Source organism: Streptomyces sp. NTH33, assembly GCF_003236365.1.
Classification (GTDB): Bacteria; Actinomycetota; Actinomycetes; order Streptomycetales; family Streptomycetaceae; genus Streptomyces.
In genome coordinates, this window is the sequence record NZ_POTZ01000066.1 from 1 (window position 1) to 23,362 (window position 23,362).

Sequence of the window (23,362 nt, forward strand, 5' to 3'; positions counted from 1 at the left end):
CCGCGGGGGCGGTGGGCGCCGCCGCCACGGTGGTGAAGGTGACCGCCGCCCATCTGCCCGCCGCGCACCACCGGGCGGGCGCGGCCGGTCAGCCGGGCGGGCCGGAGCAGCTGCGGCTGCAGTGGCTCACCGCGCTGGAGGTGCGCGGGATCCGTCCCTTCCTCGACCAGCAGCGGGTACTGAGCGCGTCCGCCGCCGGGAAGAAGACGGTGCCCTCGCTGCGCGGCACGGACAAGAGCGCGGCGGCCCGCCGACGCAGTCTGCTGGAGCAGTCGTTCCGGCAGCTTCCCGAACCGGACGGGGTGTTCGCGGGACGCCGGCAGGAGATGGCGCGGATCCGGCAGTGGGTGCAGGCCGCCCGGGCGAGCACGCGGACCCGGCCGACGGTCGTCGTGCTGCACGGGGCGCCCGGTTCCGGCCGCAGCACCCTCGCGGTGCGCGCGGCCCACGATCTGAAGGACCAGTTCCGGGGCGCGGTCGTCGTGGACCTGCGCGGCGACAGCCCCGAGGAGCCGCCGCTGCCGACCCGCGACGCGCTGCTGCACCTGCTGAACCGGCTCGGCGCGCCCCGCGAGCAGCTGCTGTTCCGCGAGCGTTCCTCCCCCGCCCAGCAGCTCAAGCGGCTGGGCGAGCTGTACCACCAGCACCTGACGGGCCTGCCGGTCACGATCGTGCTGGACGACGCCTCGGACGCCGGGCAGGTGCGCGCCCTGGTCCCCGAGCGCTCCGACAGCCTGGTCCTGGTCACCGCCCGGGAGCCCCTGGAGCTGCCCGCCGACCTGTCGGCATGGGTGCACCAGCTGCCGGTGGAGGCCCTGGACGAGGCGGGTGCGGAGGAACTGCTGGGCGCAGCCGCGCAGGACACCTCAGAACCGTACGACGGCGAGTCCACCGACCGGATCAGGCAGTTGTGCGGCGGGCTGCCGCTGGCGCTGCGCGTCGCGGGCTCCGCCCTCGGCCCGCGCTCGCCCCGCCGGCTGGCCACCGACCTCGACGCGTACGGTCCGGTGGGGCCGGTGGAACGGGCGCTGTGGCTGCGCTACACCGACCAGGCGGAGCAGACCCGCCGGCTGCTGCGCCGGCTCGCCCTGGCCGGGCGGACCTCGCTGGGTGCCGCGGCGGCGGCCGCGCTGCTGGCCACGGACGAGACGGAGGCGACCCGGCACCTGACGGCCCTCGCCCGGGCGGGTCTGGCCGACCATGTGCGGGGCAACCGCTACCGGCTGCACGACCTGGTACGGGCCTTCGCGCACGCCCGCCTCCTGGACGAGGAGGACCCGGCCGAGCGGACGGCGGCACAGGAGCGGCTGATCGTGAACTACGCCGAGCTGGCCGACTCGGTGCTGCGCCTGGTCGACGGCAACATGTCGACCCGCTCGGACCGGTTCAGCCCGCACGGCTTCACCTCGCTGGACGAGGCGCTGCGCTGGCTGGACGACGAGTCGAGCTTCATCACGGCGGCCCTCAGGCACACGGAGGGCGTGAACCAGGCGGCCGTGCTGAACCTGCTCGGCGCCCTGTGCGACTACTGCCTGCTGCGCGGCGACCTGTACCGCCTGGGTGAGATCAGCGAGCTGACACAGGCCGTGGACCAGGGGCTGCTGGTCCGGTCGGTGCAGTGGCGTACCGGTATCGCGGCCCGTCAGCTCGGTGAGCTGGACAAGGCGCGTACGACGCTGGCCTCGGTCGTCGACCTCTACCGGGAGGCCCACCACGACGCGGGGGCGGCCCGCGCGCTGACCTCGCTCGGCATCACGCTGCACCACCAGGGCAACCTGCCGGAGGCGGCGGCCCGGCTGGGTGAGGCGCTCCAGCTGCAGTCGGTGCCGGAGCTGGCGACCGACCGTGCCTGGACGATGCACGCGCTGGCGGCGGTGGAGCGGGACCGGGCACGGCTGGCCCGGGCGCTGGACCTGCTGACGCGTTCGCTGGTGCTGCACCGGGAGGGCGGCTCGGTGCACGGCGAGGCGTGGGCGCACTTCCAGCTGGGCCAGCTGGCGCTGCGCCTGGGCGACGTGGAGCACGCGGAGGCGGATCTGCGCCAGGCCCTGGAGCGCTACGGCCGCACCCGTGACGCCCGTGGTGAGGCGTGGGCGCTGACCCAGCTGGCCCGGGCCCGGCTGGTGGCCGGCGACGCCTCCGAGGCGGTGGACGAGCTGCGGCAGGCGGCGGTGCGGCACCGGGACAACGAGGACGCGCGCGGTGAGGCGTGGACGCTGTACTACCTCGGTCAGGCACTGGAGGAGACCGGCGACCTGGACCAGTCGGTGCGCGAGCTGGAGCGTGCCCGCACGATGTTCTCCCGGATGCGCGACGTGTACGGCCTGGCCTGTGCCCGGCACCACTCGGCGCGGGTGACCCGCGACCAGCTGGCGGCCCGGACGGGTTCGCTGCGCAACTCCGGTTTCGCCCGGCAGCTGCTGGTCGACGCCCGCGCCGACTTCCAGCGCATCGGCGTCGCCCACGGCGAGGCGTGGACGTGCCTGGAGCTGGCGGTGGTGGACGCCGGCAACGCCCGTACCCAGCAGGCCCTCGCCCTGTGCGACGAGGCGGTGGCCCTCTTCGCCTCCTACGGCGACCGCCGCGGTGAGGACTGGGCCCGGTTCCTGCGCTGCACTCTGCTGCCGTACGCGGCCGCCGGTGGTGTGGAGGTCGGTTCGGCGGTGGCCCAGGAGGAGCTGGCCCAGCTCGCCCGCGATGGCCATCCGCTGCGCGACGGGAAGCTGGACGACTGCGTCCGGGCCTACCAGCTGCTGCTGGAGCGGGGCGTGAGCCTGGAGGCGGGCTGGCAGGCCTGGCGGCTGGGCATGGTGCCGGACCGGCACGCGCGGGAGGTGATGGGGGTGGCGGTGCCGGCCAGGCGGTGAGGGCGGGACCGCCCGCCGCCCGGGGTCAGCTCCGCCGGGCCTCGGGGTCGGCCGCGGATGCGCCGGACTTCGCCTCCGGCTCCGGGTCCTCCTTGAAGTCGACCTTGTTCATGTGGCGGTTCATGGACTTCATCAGGCCCCACACGGCCAGGGCCAGTGCGGCGAAGACGACGAAGCCGAGGACGCCGGGGGTGACCTTGTTCTTGTCGAACTCGGCGAGGGGGACGAGGTGCGTCATTGCCAGGCTCACGCTTGCACTCATGTCAGGCATTGTCCCTCACAGCCGCCGGACTCCCGCAAAGAGGTCGTCCTCGGGGAGCGAGGTGTCCACGAGGGACTTCGCGAGTTCGTACTCCTCGGTGGGCCAGACCTCCTTCTGGACCTCCATCGGCACCCGGAACCAGCCGCCGTCGGGGTCGATCTGCGTGGCGTGGGCGATCAGCGCCTTGTCGCGGATCTCGAAGAAGTCGGCGCAGGGGACGTGCGTGGTGATCGTGCGCTCCGCGCGGCCGGACTTCTCCCAGCGCTTGAGCCACTCGCCGTAGGGGGACTCCAGGCCGCGGTCCAGCATGGCCTGGTGCAGCGCCTCGGTGCGCGGGCGGTTGAAGCCCTGGTTGTAGTACAGCTTCAGCGGCTGGTACACCGGGCCGTACTCCTCCACCGGGTACTTCTCGGCGTCCGCGGCGCCCTCGAAGGCCACCATCGTGATCTTGTGGGTCATGATGTGGTCGGGGTGCGGGTAGCCGCCGTTCTCGTCGTAGGTGGTGATCACCTGGGGGCGGAAGGAGCGGATCCGGCGCACCAGCTCGCCGGCCGCCTTGTCGACGTCCTCCAGGGCGAAGCAGCCCTCGGGCAGCGGCGGCAGCGGGTCGCCCTCGGGCAGGCCGGAGTCGACGAAGCCGAGCCAGTCCTGCTCGACGCCGAGGATCTCCCGGGCCTCGTCCATCTCCTTCCTGCGCACCTCGTGGATGTTCTCCTCGATGAACTTGTCGCTCTGCAGCTTGGGGTTGAGGATGGAGCCGCGCTCTCCGCCCGTGCAGGTCACCACCAGCACGTCCACCCCCTCGGACACGTACTTGGCCATGGTGGCCGCGCCCTTGCTCGACTCGTCGTCGGGGTGCGCGTGCACCGCCATCAGTCGCAGCTGCTCAGTCAAGACTCAGTCCTCAAGGTCAGGTCGGTGCCCGGCGCAAGCGGGCAGTCAACGGTGCCGCCCCGCGGGTACGTCGTCCCGGGGTGGCGGTCGGGCGGTCGTGCGCGGGCTTCTATAGTGACCGAATCGGGGGGCGAATAATTCCGGGGTACGGCTCCGGGAGCCCCCCGCGGGACACAGCTCCCGCTCCGGCCGAGAGGACGATCATGAGTACGGCGAGCACCAGGCCGCCCGAGGGCCGCTACGGCCGCTCCCCGGACGAGCGTGCCGACCGCAAGCTCAAGATCGCGGGCGCCGTCCTGGGCGCGGCCCTGCTGGCCCTGGTCGGCTACTTCGGCTACCACTACGTCGGCCAGAACCGGATCAGCGCGCAGGTCGTCACCTTCCAGTCCTCGGACGACGCGGTGCGGATCCATCTGGAGGTCCACAAGGACGCCGACGCCCGCGGTTACTGCACGCTGCGCTCGCAGGACGCGAGCGGCAGCGAGGTCGGCCGGGCGGACTTCCGCTTCGACCAGCGGGCCACGCGGATCGACAAGGTGGTCACGCTGCGCACGACGGCGCGCGGCTCGACGGCCGAGCTGCTGGGCTGCCACGCCGGCTGACGCGTCGCGCGGGCCGGAACACGCGGGTGCTGATCTGCGTTGACACGGCTCTTACGGCTTATGTCCTCCCCCTTTGGGGCGGGGATTGTTAGGCTCGTGGTTTCGCCCATCCAAGAGGGAACATTCTTCTGGGTAGGGCGATGCTTTGTATTCCCAGTACCGACGAGGAGCACCTGTGACCCAGACCAGCGAGAACGTCACCTGGCTGACCCAGGAGGCGTACAACAAGCTCAAGGACGAGCTTGCCTACCTTACTGGTCCCGCGCGCACGGAGATCGCCGCCAAGATCGCGGCCGCGCGCGAGGAGGGCGACCTGCGTGAGAACGGCGGGTATCACGCGGCCAAGGAGGAGCAGGGCAAGCAGGAGCTCCGTGTGCGCCAGCTGACCCAGCTCCTTGAGACCGCGCAGGTCGGCGAGCCGCAGGCCACCGACGGTACCGTCGCGCCGGGCATGGTCGTCACGATCGCCTTCGACGGTGACGAGGACGACACGCTGACCTTCCTGCTGGCCTCGCGCGAGTACGCCAGCTCCGAGATCGAGACCTACTCGCCGCAGTCCCCGCTGGGCTCCGGAGTGATCGGGCACAAGGTCGGCGAGGACGCGGAGTACGAGCTGCCGAACGGCAAGATCGCCTCGGTGAGGATCCTCAAGGCCGAGCCGTACAAGGGCTGAGCCCCCGCGCATCCGCCTTTCTTCCGGTGAGCCCCCGGCGCCCTGCCTGTGCGCCGGGGGCTTCCGCATGCTCCGGCCGGTCCTCCGGCCCCCCGTCGTCGTCGCCGCTCACGCCGCGGCCGAGCGGTACTTGCGTACCGCCAGGGTGCGGAATATGAGGATGATCAGCGCCGAGTAGATCAGCGAGGCCCAGACCGGGTGCTGCATGGGCCAGGCGGTGGACGTCGACTGGCCGGGGTTGGCGAAGAGCACACGGCAGGCCTGGACGGTCGCGCTGAACGGGTTCCACTCCGCGATGTGGCGCAGCCACGGCGTCATCTTGCCGGAGTCCACGAACGCGTTGGAGATGAACGTCACCGGGAACAGCCAGATCAGTCCGCCGGAGGTGGCCGCCTCGGGCGTACGCACCGACAGGCCGATCAGGGCACCGATCCAGGTGAACGCGTACCCGAGCAGGAGCAGCAGGCCGAAGGCGGCCAGCACCCGGCCGACGTTCGTGTCGCCGTTCGACCCGACGCGCCAGCCGACGAGCACGGCGACGACGGCGAGGACGAGCAGGGTCAGCGCCGTCTGCACCAGGTCGGCGAAGGTGCGCCCGGTGAGCACCGCGCCGCGTGCCATGGGCAGTGAGCGGAAGCGGTCGATGAGGCCCTTGTGCATGTCGTCGGCGATGCCGGCGCCGGAGCTGGCGGTGGCGAAGGTGACGGTCTGCGCGAAGATGCCCGCCATCAGGAAGTTCTTGTAGACGTCGGGATCGGTGGTGCCCTGGACCGTCATGGAGCCGCCGAACACGTAGGTGAACAGCACCACGAACATGATCGGCTGGATGAGCCCGAAGATGACCATCTCGGGGATCCGGGACATGCGGATCAGGTTGCGCTTGGCGATGACCAGCGAGTCCCGGACGGACTGGGACACGGTGTTGCCGGACGGCTCGATCCGCGCGCTGTCGGTGGCGGCACTCACTTGACGGTCTCCTTCTCGCGTCGGCGGTCCTTGGCACCGGCGCCCTTCGCGCCGTTCTCCTCGTCCGTGGCCTCGGCCACGTGGCCCGTGAGGGACAGGAACACGTCGTCGAGGGTCGGGCGGCGAAGTCCGATGTCGTCGATCTCGATCCCGCGGGAGTCCAGCTCGCGGATGATCTCGGCCAGCAGCTTGGCCCCGCCGGTGACCGGCACGGTCAGCTTGCGGGTGTGCTCCTCGACGGCGGTGTCGCCCTTGCCGAAGCCGCGCAGCACCTCGCCGGCGGTGGAGATGTGCTCGCGGTCGTGCACGACGACCTCGACGCGCTCGCCGCCGGTGCGGGCCTTGAGCTGGTCGGAGGTGCCGCGGGCGATGACCTGGCCGTGGTCGACGACCGCTATCTCGTGCGCCAGGTGGTCGGCCTCCTCCAGGTACTGGGTGGTCAGCAGCAGGGTCGTGCCGCCGGAGACGAGTTGCTTGATGACGTCCCACAACTGCTGGCGGTTGCGCGGGTCGAGGCCGGTCGTCGGCTCGTCCATGAACATCACCGGCGGGGAGACGACGAGCGCCGCCGCCAGGTCGAGCCGGCGGCGCATGCCCCCGGAGTAGGTCTTCGCGGGCCGGTCCGCGGCGTCGGTGAGGTTGAACTGCTCCAGCAGCTCGACCGCCCGGGCCTTCGCCGCGCCGGCCTTCATCTGGTAGAGCCGGCCGACCATCTGGAGGTTCTCACGGCCGGTCAGATACTCGTCGACCGCGGCGAACTGGCCGGACAGGCCGATGGAACGCCGCACTTCGTTGGGCTGTTTGAGCACGTCGAGGCCGGCGACGACGGCTTTGCCGCTGTCGGGCCGCAGCAGGGTGGTCAGACATCGGACGGCGGTGGTCTTGCCCGCGCCGTTAGGCCCGAGAAGTCCGAGCACCGTGCCCTCGGGGACATCGAGGTCGACGCCGTCCAGAGCCCTTACGTCGCCGAAGGTCTTCACCAGACCTTCGGCATAAATGGCGCCTGGCATATGAAATCTCCACGTCGTCGGGGATTGCCGGAAAAGCCTAGAGAGGAAGCTCTTGTTTCGCTGGGAATTTCGCCTGCGCAGCGTCCGCACACCACCCGCACACCATGCGCGAGGCGCGAGACACACCATAACGCGATGTATCGCGTCTCTCAACGGGTTTGCCCGAACGAGTGACAGGGAGTGAGCCAAAAGGCCGGTGACCCGGGTGTTCCGCCGGCCGACGGATCAGTCGATGACCGTGTAACCGGCGTCGCGCAGGGCCTGGCCGACCTCGGCGCAGTGCGCCGGGCCCTTCGTCTCCAGGTGCAGCTCCACCTCCGCCTCCGTGAGCCCGAGCCGCGGGTCGGTTCGCACATGGCTCACGTCGAGGACGTTAGCGTCGACCACTGACAACACCCCCAGAAGCGTGGCGAGCGCGCCCGGCCGGTCCGTCAGCCGCAGCCGGACGGCCAGGTAGCGGCCCTGCGCGGCCATGCCGTGCCGCAACACCCGCTGCAGCAGCACCGGATCGACGTTGCCGCCGGACAGCACCGCCACCACCGGGCCCTCGGTGCCGCCCGCACCGCCCAGCAGCGCGGCGACCGGACTCGCACCGGCCGGCTCCACGACCAGCTTGGCCCGCTCCAGGCACAGCAGCAGCGCGGCGGACAACTCGTCCTCGGTGACCGTGCGCACCTCGTCCACCAGTTCGCCGACGATCGCGAACGGCACGTCGCCCGGCCTTCCGACCTTGATGCCGTCGGCCATCGTCGCGGGATTCTCGATCGCCACCGGCCGCCCCGCCGCCAGCGACGGCGGGTACGCCGCCGAGCCCGCCGCCTGCACCCCGACGATCCGCACGTCCGGCCTGAGCGACTTCACCGCGACCGCGATGCCAGCCGCGAGTCCGCCGCCGCCGATGCCGACGACGATCGTGCGCACCTCCGGACACTGCTCCAGAATCTCCAGGCCGACCGTGCCCTGGCCCGCGATGACGTCGGGGTGGTCGAACGGGTGAATGAACACCGCCCCGGTCCGGTCCGCGTACTCCTGGGCCGCGGCCAGCGTCTCGTCGACCACCTGGCCGTGCAGGCGCACCTCGGCGCCGTAATCCCGAGTAGCGCTGATCTTCGGCAGCGGGGCGCCCTTCGGCATGAACACCGTGGCGTGCACCCCGAGCAGCGACGACGCCAGCGCGACGCCCTGGGCGTGGTTGCCGGCGCTCGCGGCCACCACCCCCGCGGCGCGCTCCTCGGGCAGCAGTCCGGCGATCCGGACGTAGGCGCCGCGCAACTTGAACGACCCCGTCCGCTGCAGGTTCTCGCACTTGAGGTGCACCGGTGCGCCCACCAGCTGGGACAGGTGTCTGCTGCCCTCCATCGCGGTCACCCGCGCCACCCCCGAGAGCATCTTCTGCGCGCCGCGCACGTCGTCGAGGGTGACGGGCCGCAGCGAGCCGGCCGTGCTGTAGCTCATGCCCCAAGTCTCGCAGTTCACGGACGCCGGACGCGGTTGTGACCAACCTCCGAGACCGGTTTGCGCAGCGCCGGTACGCCCTGCCCCACAGCCGCGTACCCTGTCCCCCAACCCAAGCAGCCCTTCAGAAGTGAGCCCCCCGCCATGCCCACAACACCCGACATGTCGATGGACATGACGACCGTCGGCGACACCGGTCTCCTCGACACTCTCCAGCACGAGGTGGCGGTCTTCGCCCGCCGTGCCGAACAGACCCGGCTCGGCGGGGTCGGGCAGGTGCGCAACTCCATGGACCGCGCCGCCTACCTGCTGCTCAACCGCCTCGACAAAGAGGGTCCGATGGGTGTCAAGGCGCTCGCCGCGAGCATGGGCATCGACTCCTCCACCGTCACCCGCCAGGTGGCACCGCTCGTCGACACGGGGCTCGTCAAGCGCACCTCCCACCCCGAGGACGGGCGGGCCGTGGTGCTGCAGCTGTCCCCGCGCGGGCTGTCGCGGCTGGAGGAGGTCCGCTCCTCCCGGCGGCAGTTGATGGCCGAGCTGACCCAGGACTGGCAGCCGGAGGAGCGCGAGGCCTTCTGCTCGCTGCTGACCCGCTTCAACCACGCCCTCTCCGCCCGCCAGGCCTCCCACGGCGCACCGCAGACGGACACGCCGTCGGTGTCCTGAGCACCTCCCGCCGCCCCGGATCCTCCGGCCGGCCCCCGAAGCAGGTACCGAGCCCTCTGCGCGGCTCTTGACCGACGGGCTGTCGTTGCCCTCATATGAGACCGGGCCCCGCACGCGGTTCCGCACGCCGTACGGGCACGTCCGCACGAGAGCGGGTCCCGCTGTCACGGTCGCCCTTGGCGGGAGGCGCGGTGCGAGAACGGCAGGCGTCCCAAGGCGCTCGCCGGGCCCGGGAGTTCGAGGTGTTCGTCGCGGGCGCGGCCGGGCGGCTGCTGCATGCCGCCACGCTGCTCACCGCGGAGGCCCCGGACGACAACCCGCGCGCGCGACGCCTGCTGACCCTCGCCCTGGCGCACACGTACGCGTGCTGGCACCGGCTGCGCGGCGAGGACCCGTACGACCGCGCCCGCCGACACCTGGCCACCCGTTTCGCCCGCGAGGCCTGGCATCGGCGCGGCGGTCCGGGCCGCACCCGCCTGCGGCCTCCCGGCACGCTGGCCGCCCTCACCCCGCAGGAGCGGCTGGTCGTCGTCCTCAGGCTGTACGAGGGCGTGGCCGAGGAGCAGGCGGCGGCCCTGCTCGGGCTGCCCCCGGACCGTGTCCGCGTCCTCTGCGACCGCGCGATCGTCGCGCTCACCCAGCCGACCGGCCGCCCGGCGCCGGCGGCACGCGGCACCGAGGCGGCGCCGTCGTGATCTCCGTGAGCGCCCTGAGCGCAGTGAGCGCCCTGGGTGCACGACCGGACGACACGACCGGACGAGGGAGGAGACGGCGGTGAACCGGACCGAGCGTGAGACCGCCGTACGACGGCTTCTGGAGCAGCGGTCACCGCAGGTGCCCGCGGAGCTGTACGACGACGTGGTGCGCCGTGGGCAACGCGTGCTGCGCCGCCGGACGGCCGCCCGCCGGGCGATGTGGCTGGTGCTGTGCGCGGCGGCCGTGGCCTTCGCCGTGTGGGCGCTGACGGCCCGGCCGTGGGTGGAGCCGCCGTCGCAGACGACTCCACCCGTGAGCGGTTGGTGATCGTCAGCCGAGGGCCTGCTGCAGGTCCTCGAGCAGGTCGTCGACGTTCTCGATGCCCACCGACAGACGGACCAGGTCCCCGGGGACCTCCAGGGCGGAGCCCGCCGCGGAGGCGTGCGTCATCCGCCCGGGGTGCTCGATCAGGGACTCGACGCCGCCGAGGGACTCGCCGAGCGTGAACACCTTGGCGCGGTTGCAGACCTCGACGGCCGCCTCCTCGCCGCCCTGGACCCGGAAGGAGACCATGCCGCCGAACGCCTTCATCTGCTTGGCGGCCACCTCGTGGCCGGGGTGCTCCGGCAGCCCCGGGTACAGAACCTGCGTCACGCGCGCGTGCCGGGACAGCATCTCGGCGACCTTGGCGGCGTTCTCGCTGTGCCGGTCCATGCGCACCGCGAGCGTCTTGGTGCCGCGCAGCACCAGCCAGGAGTCGAAGGGGCCCGCGACGGCGCCCATGGCGTTCTGGTGGTACGCCAGCTCGTCGCCCAGTGCCGCGTCGCTGACGATCAGCGCGCCGCCGACGACGTCCGAGTGGCCGCCCATGTACTTGGTCAGCGAGTGCACGACCACGTCCGCGCCGAGCGCGAGCGGCTGCTGCAGGTACGGCGTGGCGAAGGTGTTGTCGACGACGAGCCTCGCGCCCGCGTCCTGGGCGACCTGGGCGACGGCGGCGATGTCGGTGATGCCGAGCAGCGGGTTGGAGGGCGTCTCCACCCACACGGCCCTGGTCCTCGGGGTGATCGCGGCCCGTACGGCGGCCGGGTCACTGGTGTCCGCCACCGACCACTCCACCCCCCACCGGGAGACGACCTTGGCGAAGAGGCGGAACGTGCCGCCGTAGGCGTCGTTGGGGATGACGACGTGGTCCCCGGGGCTGAGCAGCGTACGCAACAGGCAGTCCTCGGCAGCCAGTCCGGACGCGAACGCGAGGCCGCGGCGGCCGCCCTCCAGGGCGGCGAGGTTCTCTTCCAGGGCGGTCCTGGTCGGGTTGGCGCTGCGGCTGTACTCGTAGCCGCCGCGCAGTCCGCCCACACCGTCCTGCTTGTAGGTCGAGACCTGGTAGATGGGCGGGACGACCGCCCCGGTGAGGGGGTCGGCGGTGTTGCCCGCATGGATCGCGAGCGTCTCGAAGTGCTGACTGATGTGTCTGTCACTCATGGGCCCGAGCGTAGTGTGCTCGCGGGAGTGGTGCCGGACAGCGGGTCCGGCCCCGCCCGCGGCCGGGTTTTCCACAGGCCGGCGGGACGGGTTGGCCAATTGTCGGCGCGGTCTGGTTCGCTTGAGGCATGGAGATTCTCTGGGTCCTGATGGCACTGGTCATGCTGGGCTTCGTGCTGATTCCGTACCTGCGGCGCAGGCGCGGCGTCATCGAGCAGGTGCCGGCGGGACACCCGGACGCCGCGGACCCGGCGGACTACGGATTCCTGCGGCAGGAGGAGCTCGACGTCCGCCTGCCCGGACCCGACCAGGACCTGCTGGACGTCCTGGACCTGGTGCAGCGGACCCAGGATTATCGCGCGGCCGCCCAGCTCCTCGCGGGCACGGACAAGGAGGACGAGCAGCGCTGGCAGCGCGTGCAGGCCTTCGCCGGCGCCGCCTCGCTGGAGCTGCAGCAGCGGCCGGGCGGGGTCAGTGAGGCGCCGGGCGGGCAGTGGCTGCGGGTGTGGCGGGCCGAGGCGCCCAAGGACCCGGGCGGCGCGGCGGTGCACGCCGAGTTCCTGGTGCAGCAGGCGTGGCGTACGGCGACGCCGGGCGCGGACGAGTTCCGGATCATCATGGAGGAGGCCAGGGAGGCGTGCGGCCAGGCCGCTCTGCTCGCCCCGGGCGACCCGGTCCCCTGCATCGTCGAGCTGTCGGTGGCGCGCGGCCTGGCCTACTCGCAGCCGGAGTTCGAGAAGCTGTGGCTGAAGATCCTCGACCGCGCCCCGAACCACATGGGGGCGCATCTGGCGGCCCTGCACTACTGGTGCGAGAAGTGGCACGGTTCGCGCGAGCTGGCGATGTCGTTCGCCGAGGCCGCGGCCGCCCGCGCACCCCGGGGCTCGCTGCTGGCCGCCCTGCCGCTCTTCGCCGTCTTCGAGCACCTGCCCGAGGTGAACCTGGTCCGGGGCTTCTACCAGAGCGAGGTCGTGACCAAGGCGATCCACGGCGCGCTCTTCGCGGTGCACGCGGCCCGCTCCGACGACCCGATGCAGGCCCACGTCCGGCACCTGCTGCTCTTCTTCCTCGTCCGCTGCGAGCGGTGGGCCGAGGCCATGAACCAGCTGATACACGTCGACGGCCACGTGGGCGCCCTGCCGTGGACGCTGTCCGCGGACCCGGCGGCGGAGTTCGCCGTCTACCGTGCCCTGGCGGTGGCGGGCTACGAGGCGAACGGCGGCAGCCCGGCGACCCTGCTCCGCTGACAGGCCCCGCGCGGCGCCTCGGCCGCGGCGGTGACCGCAGCCGCCGAGCCGGCCGCCTGAACACGGAATGCGGGCGGCACCCGGATCGTTGTCCTGGATGCCGTCGCCCGCGCACCGCGAGAGCGGCGGAACGACGGGCCCGTTGTGACGGGCGGGCCCGCCCCGGACCGAAGCCCGCTCCAGACCGACAGGGAGACCCCATGCTCTTCGGCCGAACGCCGCAGCTGCCCACCCCCGAGCAGGCACTCAAGGGCCGGCCCACGCCTGCGTTCGAGGTCCCCGACCGCCACACCGTCCTCGGCAACCCCCTCCTCGGCCCGTACCCCGAGGGCCTGGAGATCGCCGACTTCGGCCTGGGCTGCTTCTGGGGCGCCGAACGCAAGTTCTGGCAGCTCCCGGCGGGCGTGTGGACCACCCTGGTCGGCTACCAGGGCGGCTACACCGAGAACCCCACGTACGAGGAGGTCTGCTCGGGTCTGACGGGCCACACGGAGGCGGTCCGCGTGGTCTACGACCCGGAGGTCATCCCGTACGACCGCCTCCTGAAGACCTTCTGGGAGTCCCACGACCCCACGCAGGGCTTCCGCCAGGGCAACGACGTGGGCACCCAGTACCGCTCCGCGATCTACACCCACACCCCCGCCCAGGCGGCCACCGCGGAAGCCTCCCGCGAGGCCTACCAGAAGGTCCTCACCGCGGCCGGCCACGGCACGATCACCACAGAGATCCTCCCGGCCGACGACCGCCCCTTCCACCCGGCGGAGGCGTACCACCAGCAGTACCTCGACAAGAACCCGAACGGGTACTGCGGCCTCGGCGGGACGGGGGTCACGCTGAGTACCCCGTTCGAAACCAATTGGGGCGCCTCGTGCCCGACGGGTGTGGCCCCGGCCCCCGACAGCGAGCAGCGATAGGCCGCTCACCTGTCGGTCCAGCGACCGGGGCGTGCCCATGTGCGCCCCTGACCTGGTCCCCGCCGTTTCCCAGGGCCCCCGCACGATCTGGCACGGTCCCAGCACGGCCTCTTCGTCCCGAACTCCCGGCTCGACGGCCATGGAGGCCTGTTGGGGTGGTCGGTACGGTCAGGGCTGCGCCGCGGCAACCTTGACGCCGAACCCGATCAGGACGGCTCCGGTCGCCCGGCTCATGGCCCGGCGCACAGCGGGCTTCTCGAAGAACGCGCGCGCCCTGGCCAGCAACGCCACGTAGCTCCCGAGCCAGACGACGGTGAGCCCTGCGTGCAGCAGAACCAGAAGCCCCATCCCGGCATGAGGAGACAGACCGGCCGGCGCGAGCGTCGGCAGCAGACCGGTGTAGAAGACAGCGATCTTGGGATTGAAGACGTTGCTGACCAACCCCGTCCGCCAAGGGTTTCCGGTCGGCGCCGGTGCGGCTGCCGGTTGTCCGTCCGCGGGGTTCCGCCGGCTGCTGAGCAGTGACTGGACTCCGAGGACGACGAGATAGGCGGCTCCCACCAGCTTGACGACGGTGTATACCGTGGCCGACGCCGCCAGGACGGCCGCCAGTCCGACCACCGTGAGCACGCCCCATAGGAGCAGTCCGGCTGTTATGCCGCCGACGGTTCGCAGACCGTCCCGCCAGCCGCAGGCGACCGCCCGCTTCGTCACGACAGCCATGTCGGGCCCGGGAACCACCGTCAAGGCAGCGAGCACGCCGACCGCTGCGAGAAGCCCTATGAGCATGGTCATATCATCGCACTCGCTTGTGAACGGCCTTTCCAGCGATCGTGGCGCGCGCCATGGGGCACGAAGAAGTGGCCGGCCGAGTCGTCCCGCGGAAGCGGCCGCGGTCGAAAATCAATGGCCGGCAGGGATTCGTCGGCCTCACCCTGTGCTCCATGGAAGAACCGCAGCGCAGGATCCGGGCGCTCCACACGGCATCCACGATCACCGTCTATCAGGCGTACTCCCCCGAGATCGGCGTGCCCGCGGCTCACCGGGGCCGTTTCCCCACCACGTGGAAGCGGGACCGGATGACATGGATCAAGCCGTCGTTCCTGTGGATGATGTACCGCTGCGGCTGGGGCACGAAAGCGGGGCAGGAGACCGTTCTCGCGGTCGAGATCGCTCGCGACGGCTTCGAGTGGGCGCTGCGCAACGCGTGCCTGTCGAGTTACGCATCCGGGCTGCATTCCAACCGCAGCACCTGGCAACACCAGCTGAAGCGTGCGCCGGCCCGCGTCCAGTGGGACCCCGAGCGCGATCTGCAGCTGCGGCCCCTGCCCCACCGCTCGCTGCAGCTCGGGCTCTCCGGTGAGGCCGTACGGCGATACGCGGACGAGTGGACGGTCTCCATCAGCGACGTGACTCCACTCGCCCACGAGATCCACGCACTCGTCGGCCGCGGCGACCTGGACTCCGCAGCCCGGCTGCTGCCCCAGGAGCAGCCGTATCCGGCCGAGGACCACCTCATGGCGCACCTGCGCCCGTGACCGAGACACTCGCCGAACGACCGGCTGCCGCACACGGGTCACATGGCAGCGCGGGCTCGGCGGGACGGGGGTCTCTTGCGTCCGGGGCACTTCTGGTGCGCCAGGTATGCGGGAACGAGGGCTCAACGTACCTTACGATCACTTGGCTTGCGTCGGACAGCCGCCAGGGACCCGCAGCAACTACCTTGAAACCCCGACGTGTTGGGGGGGACAAGGTACCGGCGCGCATCAATGGGAGGGGAACACAGCACATGCAGAACCGTTTCAACCGGGGCATGGCGACACTCGTCGGGCTCGTGCTCGCCGGCACCGGCCTGGCCGCCGTGAGCGCTGCTCCGGCGGCCGCGGGTTCGTACGACTGCCCGGCGGGCTACTTCTGCGGGTGGACGGGCAAAAGCGCCAACGGCTCGATGTGGAAGACGAACAAGAACGTCGCGGACCTGGGCAGCTGGGACAACAAGATCCGCTCGTACACCAACCGTACGAAGAAGATCGCCTGCGTCTACGAGGACAAGAACTACGTGCCGTGGGGCGGCTACTGGGCCCAGGAGCCGAACGAGCCCGGCGAGTACAGCGGGTACCCGGTCGCGACCACCAGCTCGATCAAGTTCGTCCGTACCGAGCGCGAGTGCAGCCAGACCGCTTATCCGCGCTGGTTCTCCCAGACCTCCCCGAAGGCCCTGGGTTTCGGGGACATGAACGGCGACCGCAGGGCCGACATGGTCATCCGCGACAAGGCCGGACGGCTCTGGTTCACTCCGGGCAACGGTACGGGCAAGCTCATCGGCTCCAGCGGCTGGAACAAGATGAACGCCCTCACCCGCCACGGCGACTTCAATGGTGACGGCCGTGAGGACCTCATCGCCCGCGAGGCGTCCACCGGCAAGCTGTGGCTCTACCCCGGCACCTCCACCGGCAAGCTCGGCAAGCGCAAACTCGTCGGCTCCAGCGGCTGGAACGCCATGGCGAACCTGATCTCGGTCGGCGACTTCTCCGGCGACGGCCGTCCCGACCTCGCCACCGTGACCAACAAGAAGTACGTGATCGACGGCTACTCCGGCCACCCGGGCTGGCTGGTCTCCTACCGGGGACGGAGCAACGGCACCCTGACGGCCGGCGAGCGGACCGACGGCGAGTGGTGGGGCCTCAACGGCTTCTGCTAGGACGGCCGGCTTCGATCGGCACGGCACAGGGGACGTCCCGGCTCAGTGAGCACGACAGGTCACACGGCACCACGGGCTCGTAGACACGAGGGTCAAGCCAAGTACCCCGTTCGAGACGAACTGGGGCGCCTCCTGCCCGACCGGCATCGCGCCCGCCCCGGAAGTCACGGGTGAATAGTCCGCTCTGGGCGGTCTGGGCGGGGCGCTGTACCGGTTCTCCCTCACTCGTCCGAGCTCTGGGGGAGCACTCATGCCCGATACGCTGACGCCTGGGATCAGAGTCAGGCCCACGAGAGCAGCCATGACCACCCCCGCCCTCTGGGCAACCGCTCATCCCCCAGCCCTCTGCCACGGTTGCCGCGCTGCGGCAGACCATCAGTCGGATCGCGCCCGCCGCGCCACCGGCTTCACCCGGGAGTTGGACCAGGCGGCCGACCAGTCCCGGCAGAGCTCCGATCTGGCGCCGCTCCAGCGGTTTGGGGGCAGCTCACGCCCCACGGGGATCGCGTCGGCTGACGGCTGACGCGATCACTTCCAGGGCCACGTCACACGGGTAGGTCTCCGGTCGGCCCTGGCCCGGCAGGACCTCGGCCACGACCCGCTGATGAACCTGTCAGTGATCGCGAGCAGCCATTGCTTCGCCACGGAAAAATTCAATCGAAAGGGCTGAACGCCGTCGCTAGCGTATGACGGATGGAAATCCGGGCGTTCGAGGAACATGACTGGCCGCAGGTCTGGCCGATCATCGAGCAGATTGTCCGTAAGGGAGACACCTTCTGCTACGACCCCCTCCAGACTGAAGCGCAGGCACACGACATGTGGGTGGTCCCGTCCCCGGGACACGTCGTGGTGGCCGTAGAGGACCAGCGCGTGCTTGGCACCTCGAACATGTACCCCAATCGGCCCGGTCCCGGTTCCCACATCGCCAGCGGCAACTTCATGGTGGCCTCTGAGGCGCGCGGCCGAGGTGTCGGTCAAGCACTGGGCGAGTATCTGCTCGACTGGGCATCGACCTGCGGCTTTGCCGGCGTCCAGTTCAACGCGGTCGCCGCCTCGAACACGCCCGCCGTCAGGCTGTACGAGCGCCTCGGGTTCACCGTCATCGGCACCGTCCCAGGCGCGTTTCGGCATCCGACGCTGGGTCCGGTCGGACTGCACGTCATGTATCACGACCTGGGCGCCTGACTCCATTCGTACCGGTCGACCGGCCGGTCCCCCACGCTCATGGCTCGGTGAGCGCCAAGCAGCCATGAGGCCTGTCCACGCTCATGAGCCGCGAGAACTGCGCACCCCGAAACCTCCAAGCCGAGCCCATGAAGCCGGGTCACATGGCCACGGAGACCCGGAAGACACTGCGCAGCCCGTTGCGTTCGGTGTCACGGGCGCGACGGGCTGCGCACAACCGGGGACGTCCGGGGCGCGCCGAACGAAACCCGGGCCCGGTGCGTCATAGGAGCAGTACGCCGCGAGCCCACACCGCGAAGCCTGTGCTCGTCGCCGTCGGACCCAGGGGGACCCATGTCCGCACGCACCGCCCAACTGCTCCTTTTCCTCGCCCTGTTCGCCGCAGCGGGCGGGGTCGTCACCGGCTGCGGCAGCGAACAGGGCAGCGGACGTGACGGTCAGTCCCGCGCCCCCGGCCACAGCCCGATGACGGAGGCCCGCGCTCGTCAGGTCGCCGACGCCTGGAACGGCTCCGAGGCCGCCCGGGCCTGGCGGAAGGGCTACTACCCGATCGGAGAGGAGGTCCAACTGCCCGAGGACGCCTTCCACGACGTGGGCGACAAGGAGGCCTACGGGAACCAGAACTTCGCCCTGCGCGGCCAACTCCCCGCCACACCACGGAAGAACGGCCGAGTGAAGTGGGAGAGCGGGGGCTCGCTCACGCTGCCGCTGGTGGAGGCGCGGCAGGCGTACGAGGCAATGGCCCGCGGCGGCAACGAGGGACCGCACTTGACCGTGACCGGGGCGAAGCTGGGTGAGACGACCCTGTCCACCAGCCGCGGCCCGGCGACCGTCCCGGCCTGGCTTCTCACCCTGGACGGCTACGACACTCCGCTCAAGCGGGCCGCTGTCCGTCCCTTGAAGCCTCCCACGCCGCCGGTCGAGCCGGTCGCGGAGGGACCCAGCGACACGTTGCAGCCGCTTCCGCAGCTGGTCGGGACCGCGAGGGACGGCCGGTCCGTCACAGTGATCGCCGACCACGGGGCCTGCGACGACGGTCCTGCCGTGAACGTGCTGGAGACGGGCGGGAGCGTGGTGCTGTCCGCGTCCGTCGTCGGGACGAAGGAGGGTCCCTGCACCAAACAACTGCTCCGCGAGATGGTGACGGTGAAGCTGGACCGGCCGCTCGGCGACCGGGTGCTCCTGGACGCGTTCACCGGTCGGCCGGTGCCGTACGGACGGCCGTAGGGGGCTCACCGAGCCGGAGCTGGGCAGGGAAGCCCCGGTCGGGGGAGATCACGGCACCCGGGCGCCTACGGCCCGGACGACTCCTTCTGGTCCTACGCGTCCTGCCTCAACGGCTACCCCGAGGGCAGCGGGCGAACGGCGCTCGCGGGCTTCCGCGAACGGCTCGCCGAAGAGCCGGGCCATGGCACCAACCTCATCCGGGGAGCACTCGCCCTCCGCCCCGTGCTGCCGGCGGCCGGCACATCGCGCTTCCGGTCGCTGACCGCAGACGAAGACGCTGCCGCAGCGACCGGGCTCTCCAAGCCGGTTGGGCAGTTCCGTGAGTCCCGGACGTCGAGCGATCAAGCACGGGCGTACGGCCCGACGTGCATCGCTCCGGCGCGCGAAGTCACCGGCGACTAGTCCGCCCGAGCGGCCGCGAGGTGGGTGTCCACGGCGACGACACCGTCGACGCCCTGGCACAGGCCCACGACCACCGGGACGAGACGCGGTTCCGGGACGTGACCCCGCAGGGTGACGGCACCGTCCCGGACCTTGACCGCGACGGTGCCCTCTTCCAGGCCGAGGATGCGCCCCAGGACGTCCCGCTCGACCTCGCCGCGGATTTCGGCGTCGGAGCGGATGAAGGTGTTCAGCAGGTCGCTACGGCTGACGATGCCGGTCAGGAGCCCGTGGTCGCCGACGACCGGCAGTTGCTTGACGTGCCGCCTGCGGAGTTCCCGCGCGGCCCGGGGGATCGTCCAGTCGGCACGGGCGGTGAAGACGGGGCTGCTCATGAGCGCGCCCGCGGTCCGGGCCCGGGCCTTGTCCCACGCGCGCTCGTCGTTCCCGTCCTGCCCCCGCGGATCGGGCATGCCGGTCTCGTGCCGCAGCACGTCGGACGCGGACACGACGCCGATGGGGGCACCCTCGTCGTCGATGACCGGGGCCGCGGCGATGTCGTTCGCGTCCAGCAGGGAGGCGATCTCGTGGAACGGTGTGTCGGGGCGGAGGGTGATGACTTCTTCGGTCATCACGTCACCGACCGTGCGGCGGTGCAGCATGGCATCGGCCTCCTCCGCTTCGCGACCGCGCGGCGCCCCGGCCTTCGCGGCCGCTCGTCCACGCCCGTCTCCCTACCCATGACAACACCGCGCCGCTCCGGCGACCAGTGACGTTCGACCTGACGAGAAGGGCCGGCGGTCCCACGGCGGCGTCCAGCGAGCCGATCACCGCACGGCCGGCTCGTTCCGTCGGGCGCCGAGCATCCGACAGCGCGGGCCGAAGCACCCGTCCTGGTCAAGCGAGAGCGGTCATCAGCAGTACCCCGGCAAGAACCCGAGCGGATGCTGCGGCCTCGGCGGGACGGGCGTGCCCGGACCGGAGCCCGGCTGAGCCGAACGTCGGGTCCTCCGTGCGCGTCGGCCCGGGGGGCCGGTGGGGCGCGGTGGGCGGATTAGCGTCGATCGGCATGCGACGTGGGAGCACGGGAGGTGTCGCGGTGCCGCCGAGTGGGCCGCGGACCGGTGCGGCGACCCTGCCGGTCGTCCTCGGGCTCGCCCTCGCCTTCACGGTCGTCGACCCGCTGGTGCTCAGCCTGAACCTGCCGCAGGTGAGCCGGACGCTCCATGTGCCGCCGCAGGTCGTCGGGCTGCTGGGCGGAGCGGCGACGCTGGTGATGGCCGCCTCCGTCCTCGCCGCGGGCAGGCTCGGGGACGCCGTCGGGCTCAAGCGGCTGCTGATGCTGGGACTGGTCGTCGTCACGGTCGTCGACCTGCTCTCCATGCTGTCTCCCGGCTATGGCTTCCTGCTGGCGATGCGCTTCCTGGACGGGCTGGGGATGACCGCGCTGCTGGGAGTGCCGCTGGCCCTGCTGAAGGTGTCCGTGGCGCCGGAGAGGCGGCCGGTGGCCATCGGTGTGCTGATGGCCGTCGACGTGGTCCTGTGCGGGGTGATCCCCGCGTTCACGGGCTGGGCGGTGGAGGTCGTCGGCTGGCGGTTCCTGTTCCTGATCGCCCCGCTGCTGTGCCTGGTCTCGCTCTGGCTGACCGCCCGGTACGTCCCGGAGTCACCCGTCCAGCGGGGCGGGCGTCGGCTGGCGGACGCGAAGACCCGCGGGCTGTCGGTGCCCCGGGCCGCGCGGGCCGTGGACGCGGTGCGCAGCGGGATGGCGCAGAGCCCGGGCAGCACCGTGTACGACCCGAACCTGCTCCGTCAGGCTTCGGGGCTGAACCTCGGGCTGGACTTCACCGGCGGTCTGCGGCTCACCATGCTGGTCGTCAGCGTCCTGCCGCTCGTCGTGGCGGCGGCGGCCCTTGTGCTGATGCCCCGTCGCGTTCCGCCGGAGCAAGAGGTGCACCGGAGCAGGACCGGGCGGGAGCCCAATGAGCCGACGTGACGGGGTGCCGCCCGTCTGCCTGCCGGCCGGCACATCACACAGCAAGTCACACAGCAGGTCACCCAGCGCACCGGGCTCGCCGGGGCGGGCGTGTTCCGACCGTTCGGCCGCGGTGGTGAGAGCCCCGCAGGGTTCGCCGTCCGGTGCTCCCGCGGGAGACAATGGGACTCCCGGGCCGGGTGAGGTGGTGGCGATGCCCGCATGGCACCTGCGTGACTATCACGACGAGGATCTCGACCAGGCCATCCAGATCTGGGACCAGAGCCGCCAGACCGACGAGGACCCGGTGTTCCCCGTCTCCGAGGTGATGGCCGCGGCCAAGGCCGGCCAGCCGGCGGTGGTCGCGTTGGTGGGCGGCGAGCTGGTGGGCATGGCGGTGGCTCAGGCGGACGGCAAGCGAGGGTGGGTCCTCCTGGTCGCGCTCGCCGCCCACTGGCGTGAGCGCGGGATCGGCAGTGCTCTCCTCGGCGAGCTGGAGCGGCGCCTGCGGGCACTGGGCGTGCGCCACATCAGCGCGCTGCTGCCCGCGGGTGCCGCCGGGACGAAGGCCCTGGAGAACTCCGGCTACCGGTTGCGCGACGGCCTCGCCTACTACGAGAAGTTCGAACCGCCCGGAGCCGCCAACGCCGACGTCCTCGCGGCGCTGGGCGGCCGTATGCTGCCCGAGGGGCTCTGGAACGCCATGGCGGGCATGGAGCGGGAGAAACAGGTCGTCGAGCGCCGTGTCGTGCTCCCGCTGACGGAGCCGGCGCTGGCCGACCGCTACGGTGTCGTCCCGCCCAAGGCCGTCATCCTGTTCGGCCCGCCCGGCACGGGGAAGACCAGTTTCGCCAAAGCGGTCGCCTCGCGGCTCGGCTGGCCGTTCGTGGAGCTCTTCCCGTCCCGGCTCGCCTCCGACACGAGCGAGGGGCTGGCCGCGGCGCTGCGGGAAGCCTTCGCGGAGCTGGCGGAGCTGGACTCGGTGCTGCTCTTCATCGACGAGGTCGAGGAGATCGCCGGCGTGCGGTCCGGGAAGGCGGTCGATCCCGGGCACGGGGTGACCAACGAACTGCTCAAGCTCATCCCCGTCTTCCGCGAGCAGGACGCGCGGCTGCTGGCCTGCGCCACCAACTCGGTCCGCTCCCTCGACGCGGCCTTCCTGCGGCCGGGCCGGTTCGACTACGTCATCCCCATCGGGCCTCCGGACCCGGCCGCCCGTACGGCGATCTGGACCCGTTACCTCGGGGGCGCCGCCGCCGCGGTCGACCTCGACCGGCTGGTCTCGGCCAGTGAGCTGTTCACACCGGCCGACATCGAGTTCGCGGCCCGCAAGGGCGCGCAGGCGGCGTTCGAGCACGAGGTCACGCACCGCGAGGGCCGGCCGGCCACCACCGAGGACTACATGGCCGCCATCGCCGACACCCGGCCGACACTGACCGCGCAGGCGATCGAGGAGTTCGCCGAGGACATCGAGAAGTACAGCCGGCTCTGAGGCCAAAAGCGCACGCGGGGCCGTCGGGCGTCAGCCGTCGGCCCTGTCCCACGGTGCGCCGGAGCGAGTGGGGCGGGCGTCGGCGGTGAGCCGCAGGGCGTACACCGGCCGGTCGCCGGGGACGGGGCCGAGGTAGTGGTGTCCGGTCATGTGGCACCAGGCGGGCAGGTCGAGCGGGGCGGCCGGATCGGTGGCGATGACGTGGACGACCGTCCCGGGCCGCGCGCCGTCGACGGCGGCGCGCAGCTCGAGCAGGAGGGTGACGCAGAGCAGGCCGGTGCCGTCGACGGTGAGACCGGCTTCGGCGGACGGGCTCGGGTGGCGGGTCATCGACTGCTCGCGGTGACGGCGATGAGGGGCAGGAGGGCCAGTGACAGGGCTCCGCCGGCGAGGGCGAGAACGGGGTAGCCGGCGACGGCGACGACGGCGCCGGAGGCCAGTCCGCCGGTGGCACCGGCGAGGGCGATCGAGACGTCGACCAGGCCCTGGGTCCTGGCCCGGGTGGCCAGGGGCACGGCGTCGGTGATGATCGCGGTGCCGGAGACGAGGCCGAGGTTCCAGCCCAGCCCGAGGAGGGCGAGGGCGAGCGCCAGCAGCACGACGGAGTCGCCGGGCGCGGCGGCGGCGAGGATGCCGGCGGCCAGCAGGGTGAGGCCGGAGG

The 23,362-nt window shown here is 71.6% G+C and carries 23 protein-coding genes and 1 pseudogene; 14 read left to right on the forward strand and 10 right to left on the reverse strand.

The features are described from left to right. On the forward strand, positions 1 to 2,867 hold a 2,867-nt coding region (locus C1I97_RS09550; protein ID WP_111002815.1), incomplete at its 5' end, for a tetratricopeptide repeat protein. A 25-nt stretch (positions 2,868 to 2,892) separates the two neighbouring features. On the opposite strand, the gene C1I97_RS09555 is transcribed toward C1I97_RS09550, so the two are convergent. Next, on the reverse strand, positions 2,893 to 3,138 hold the full coding sequence (locus tag C1I97_RS09555; RefSeq protein WP_181446653.1) for a hypothetical protein: 246 nt from the start codon (positions 3,136 to 3,138) through the stop codon (positions 2,893 to 2,895). A gap of 6 nt (positions 3,139 to 3,144) precedes the next feature. Then, complete coding sequence (gene mca / locus C1I97_RS09560) at positions 3,145 to 4,023, reverse strand: mycothiol conjugate amidase Mca (protein ID WP_111002797.1); 879 nt, start codon at positions 4,021 to 4,023, stop codon at positions 3,145 to 3,147. 203 nt (positions 4,024 to 4,226) lie between these two features. Here mca and C1I97_RS09565 point away from each other — a divergent pair, with 203 nt between their 5' ends. Beyond that, positions 4,227 to 4,625 (forward strand): DUF4307 domain-containing protein, encoded by a 399-nt coding sequence (locus tag C1I97_RS09565; RefSeq protein ID WP_111002798.1) that lies wholly within the window; start codon positions 4,227 to 4,229, stop codon positions 4,623 to 4,625. 175 nt (positions 4,626 to 4,800) lie between these two features. After that, a complete protein-coding gene (gene greA / locus C1I97_RS09570) occupies positions 4,801 to 5,298 on the forward strand; it encodes a transcription elongation factor GreA (protein ID WP_111002799.1) in 498 nt (165 codons plus the stop codon). Between the two features lie 108 nt (positions 5,299 to 5,406). On the opposite strand, the gene C1I97_RS09575 is transcribed toward greA, so the two are convergent. The 3 genes from C1I97_RS09575 to ilvA all read right to left on the reverse strand — a co-directional run bounded on the left by C1I97_RS09575 (position 5,407) and on the right by ilvA (position 8,729). Next, on the reverse strand, positions 5,407 to 6,264 hold the full coding sequence (locus tag C1I97_RS09575; RefSeq protein ID WP_111002800.1) for an ABC transporter permease: 858 nt from the start codon (positions 6,262 to 6,264) through the stop codon (positions 5,407 to 5,409). Then, positions 6,261 to 7,274, reverse strand: a complete 1,014-nt coding sequence (locus C1I97_RS09580) for an ATP-binding cassette domain-containing protein (RefSeq protein WP_111002801.1) — start codon at positions 7,272 to 7,274, stop codon at positions 6,261 to 6,263. Before C1I97_RS09580 ends, C1I97_RS09575 begins: the two co-directional genes overlap by 4 nt. A gap of 225 nt (positions 7,275 to 7,499) precedes the next feature. After that, a complete protein-coding gene (gene ilvA / locus C1I97_RS09585; protein WP_111002802.1) occupies positions 7,500 to 8,729 on the reverse strand; it encodes a threonine ammonia-lyase in 1,230 nt (409 codons plus the stop codon). Between the two features lie 168 nt (positions 8,730 to 8,897). Between ilvA and C1I97_RS09590 the strand changes: the two genes are divergently transcribed. The 3 genes from C1I97_RS09590 (at position 8,898) to C1I97_RS09600 (ending at position 10,421) form a co-directional block, all read left to right on the forward strand. After that, entirely contained in the window at positions 8,898 to 9,398 is a 501-nt protein-coding gene (locus C1I97_RS09590; RefSeq protein ID WP_111002816.1) for a MarR family winged helix-turn-helix transcriptional regulator, read from the forward strand. Positions 9,399 to 9,589: 191 nt separating this feature from the next. Beyond that, positions 9,590 to 10,093, forward strand: a complete 504-nt coding sequence (locus C1I97_RS09595) for a sigma factor-like helix-turn-helix DNA-binding protein (RefSeq protein WP_111002803.1) — start codon at positions 9,590 to 9,592, stop codon at positions 10,091 to 10,093. Between the two features lie 79 nt (positions 10,094 to 10,172). Further along, on the forward strand, positions 10,173 to 10,421 hold the full coding sequence (locus C1I97_RS09600; RefSeq protein WP_111002804.1) for a hypothetical protein: 249 nt from the start codon (positions 10,173 to 10,175) through the stop codon (positions 10,419 to 10,421). 3 nt (positions 10,422 to 10,424) lie between these two features. Here C1I97_RS09600 and C1I97_RS09605 read toward each other — a convergent pair whose 3' ends face one another. Next, on the reverse strand, positions 10,425 to 11,579 hold the full coding sequence (locus C1I97_RS09605) for a cystathionine gamma-synthase (protein WP_111002805.1): 1,155 nt from the start codon (positions 11,577 to 11,579) through the stop codon (positions 10,425 to 10,427). A 128-nt stretch (positions 11,580 to 11,707) separates the two neighbouring features. Here C1I97_RS09605 and C1I97_RS09610 point away from each other — a divergent pair, with 128 nt between their 5' ends. Together C1I97_RS09610 and msrA are read left to right on the forward strand one after the other, a co-directional pair. Next, entirely contained in the window at positions 11,708 to 12,826 is a 1,119-nt protein-coding gene (locus C1I97_RS09610) for a hypothetical protein (protein WP_111002806.1), read from the forward strand. A 200-nt stretch (positions 12,827 to 13,026) separates the two neighbouring features. Then, positions 13,027 to 13,740 carry a peptide-methionine (S)-S-oxide reductase MsrA gene (gene msrA / locus C1I97_RS09615; RefSeq protein ID WP_111002807.1) on the forward strand — a complete coding sequence of 238 codons (714 nt, stop codon included), beginning with the start codon at positions 13,027 to 13,029 and terminating at the stop codon, positions 13,738 to 13,740. A gap of 168 nt (positions 13,741 to 13,908) precedes the next feature. Here msrA and C1I97_RS09620 read toward each other — a convergent pair whose 3' ends face one another. After that, complete coding sequence (locus tag C1I97_RS09620; RefSeq protein WP_111002817.1) at positions 13,909 to 14,529, reverse strand: LysE family translocator; 621 nt, start codon at positions 14,527 to 14,529, stop codon at positions 13,909 to 13,911. A 155-nt stretch (positions 14,530 to 14,684) separates the two neighbouring features. Between C1I97_RS09620 and C1I97_RS09625 the strand changes: the two genes are divergently transcribed. The 4 genes from C1I97_RS09625 to C1I97_RS09650 all read left to right on the forward strand — a co-directional run bounded on the left by C1I97_RS09625 (position 14,685) and on the right by C1I97_RS09650 (position 18,853). Next, the gene (locus C1I97_RS09625) at positions 14,685 to 15,278 is read left to right on the forward strand and encodes a DUF4291 domain-containing protein (protein WP_111002818.1); all 594 of its coding nucleotides are present in this window, start codon (positions 14,685 to 14,687) and stop codon (positions 15,276 to 15,278) included. Between the two features lie 251 nt (positions 15,279 to 15,529). Beyond that, positions 15,530 to 16,441, forward strand: coding sequence for a peptidase inhibitor family I36 protein (locus C1I97_RS09630; protein ID WP_111002808.1), 912 nt, complete (start codon positions 15,530 to 15,532; stop codon positions 16,439 to 16,441). 693 nt (positions 16,442 to 17,134) lie between these two features. Continuing rightward, positions 17,135 to 17,626: a GNAT family N-acetyltransferase gene (locus C1I97_RS09645; protein ID WP_111002809.1), complete on the forward strand. Its 492-nt coding sequence runs from the start codon at positions 17,135 to 17,137 to the stop codon at positions 17,624 to 17,626. A 333-nt stretch (positions 17,627 to 17,959) separates the two neighbouring features. Further along, entirely contained in the window at positions 17,960 to 18,853 is an 894-nt protein-coding gene (locus tag C1I97_RS09650; RefSeq protein WP_111002810.1) for a hypothetical protein, read from the forward strand. A 398-nt stretch (positions 18,854 to 19,251) separates the two neighbouring features. Here C1I97_RS09650 and C1I97_RS09655 read toward each other — a convergent pair whose 3' ends face one another. Continuing rightward, a complete protein-coding gene (locus tag C1I97_RS09655; protein ID WP_111002811.1) occupies positions 19,252 to 19,896 on the reverse strand; it encodes a CBS domain-containing protein in 645 nt (214 codons plus the stop codon). A 437-nt stretch (positions 19,897 to 20,333) separates the two neighbouring features. Between C1I97_RS09655 and C1I97_RS09660 the strand changes: the two genes are divergently transcribed. Together C1I97_RS09660 and C1I97_RS09665 are read left to right on the forward strand one after the other, a co-directional pair. Beyond that, a complete protein-coding gene (locus C1I97_RS09660) occupies positions 20,334 to 21,230 on the forward strand; it encodes an MFS transporter (RefSeq protein ID WP_220040817.1) in 897 nt (298 codons plus the stop codon). A gap of 184 nt (positions 21,231 to 21,414) precedes the next feature. Continuing rightward, positions 21,415 to 22,701: an ATP-binding protein gene (locus C1I97_RS09665; RefSeq protein ID WP_441349095.1), complete on the forward strand. Its 1,287-nt coding sequence runs from the start codon at positions 21,415 to 21,417 to the stop codon at positions 22,699 to 22,701. A gap of 30 nt (positions 22,702 to 22,731) precedes the next feature. On the opposite strand, the gene C1I97_RS09670 is transcribed toward C1I97_RS09665, so the two are convergent. Beyond that, the gene (locus tag C1I97_RS09670) at positions 22,732 to 23,031 is read right to left on the reverse strand and encodes a sulfurtransferase TusA family protein (protein ID WP_111002814.1); all 300 of its coding nucleotides are present in this window, start codon (positions 23,029 to 23,031) and stop codon (positions 22,732 to 22,734) included. Further along, positions 23,028 to 23,362, reverse strand: a pseudogene (locus C1I97_RS09675) (MFS transporter); the annotation flags it as partial. The pseudogene C1I97_RS09675 and the gene C1I97_RS09670, both read right to left, overlap by 4 nt.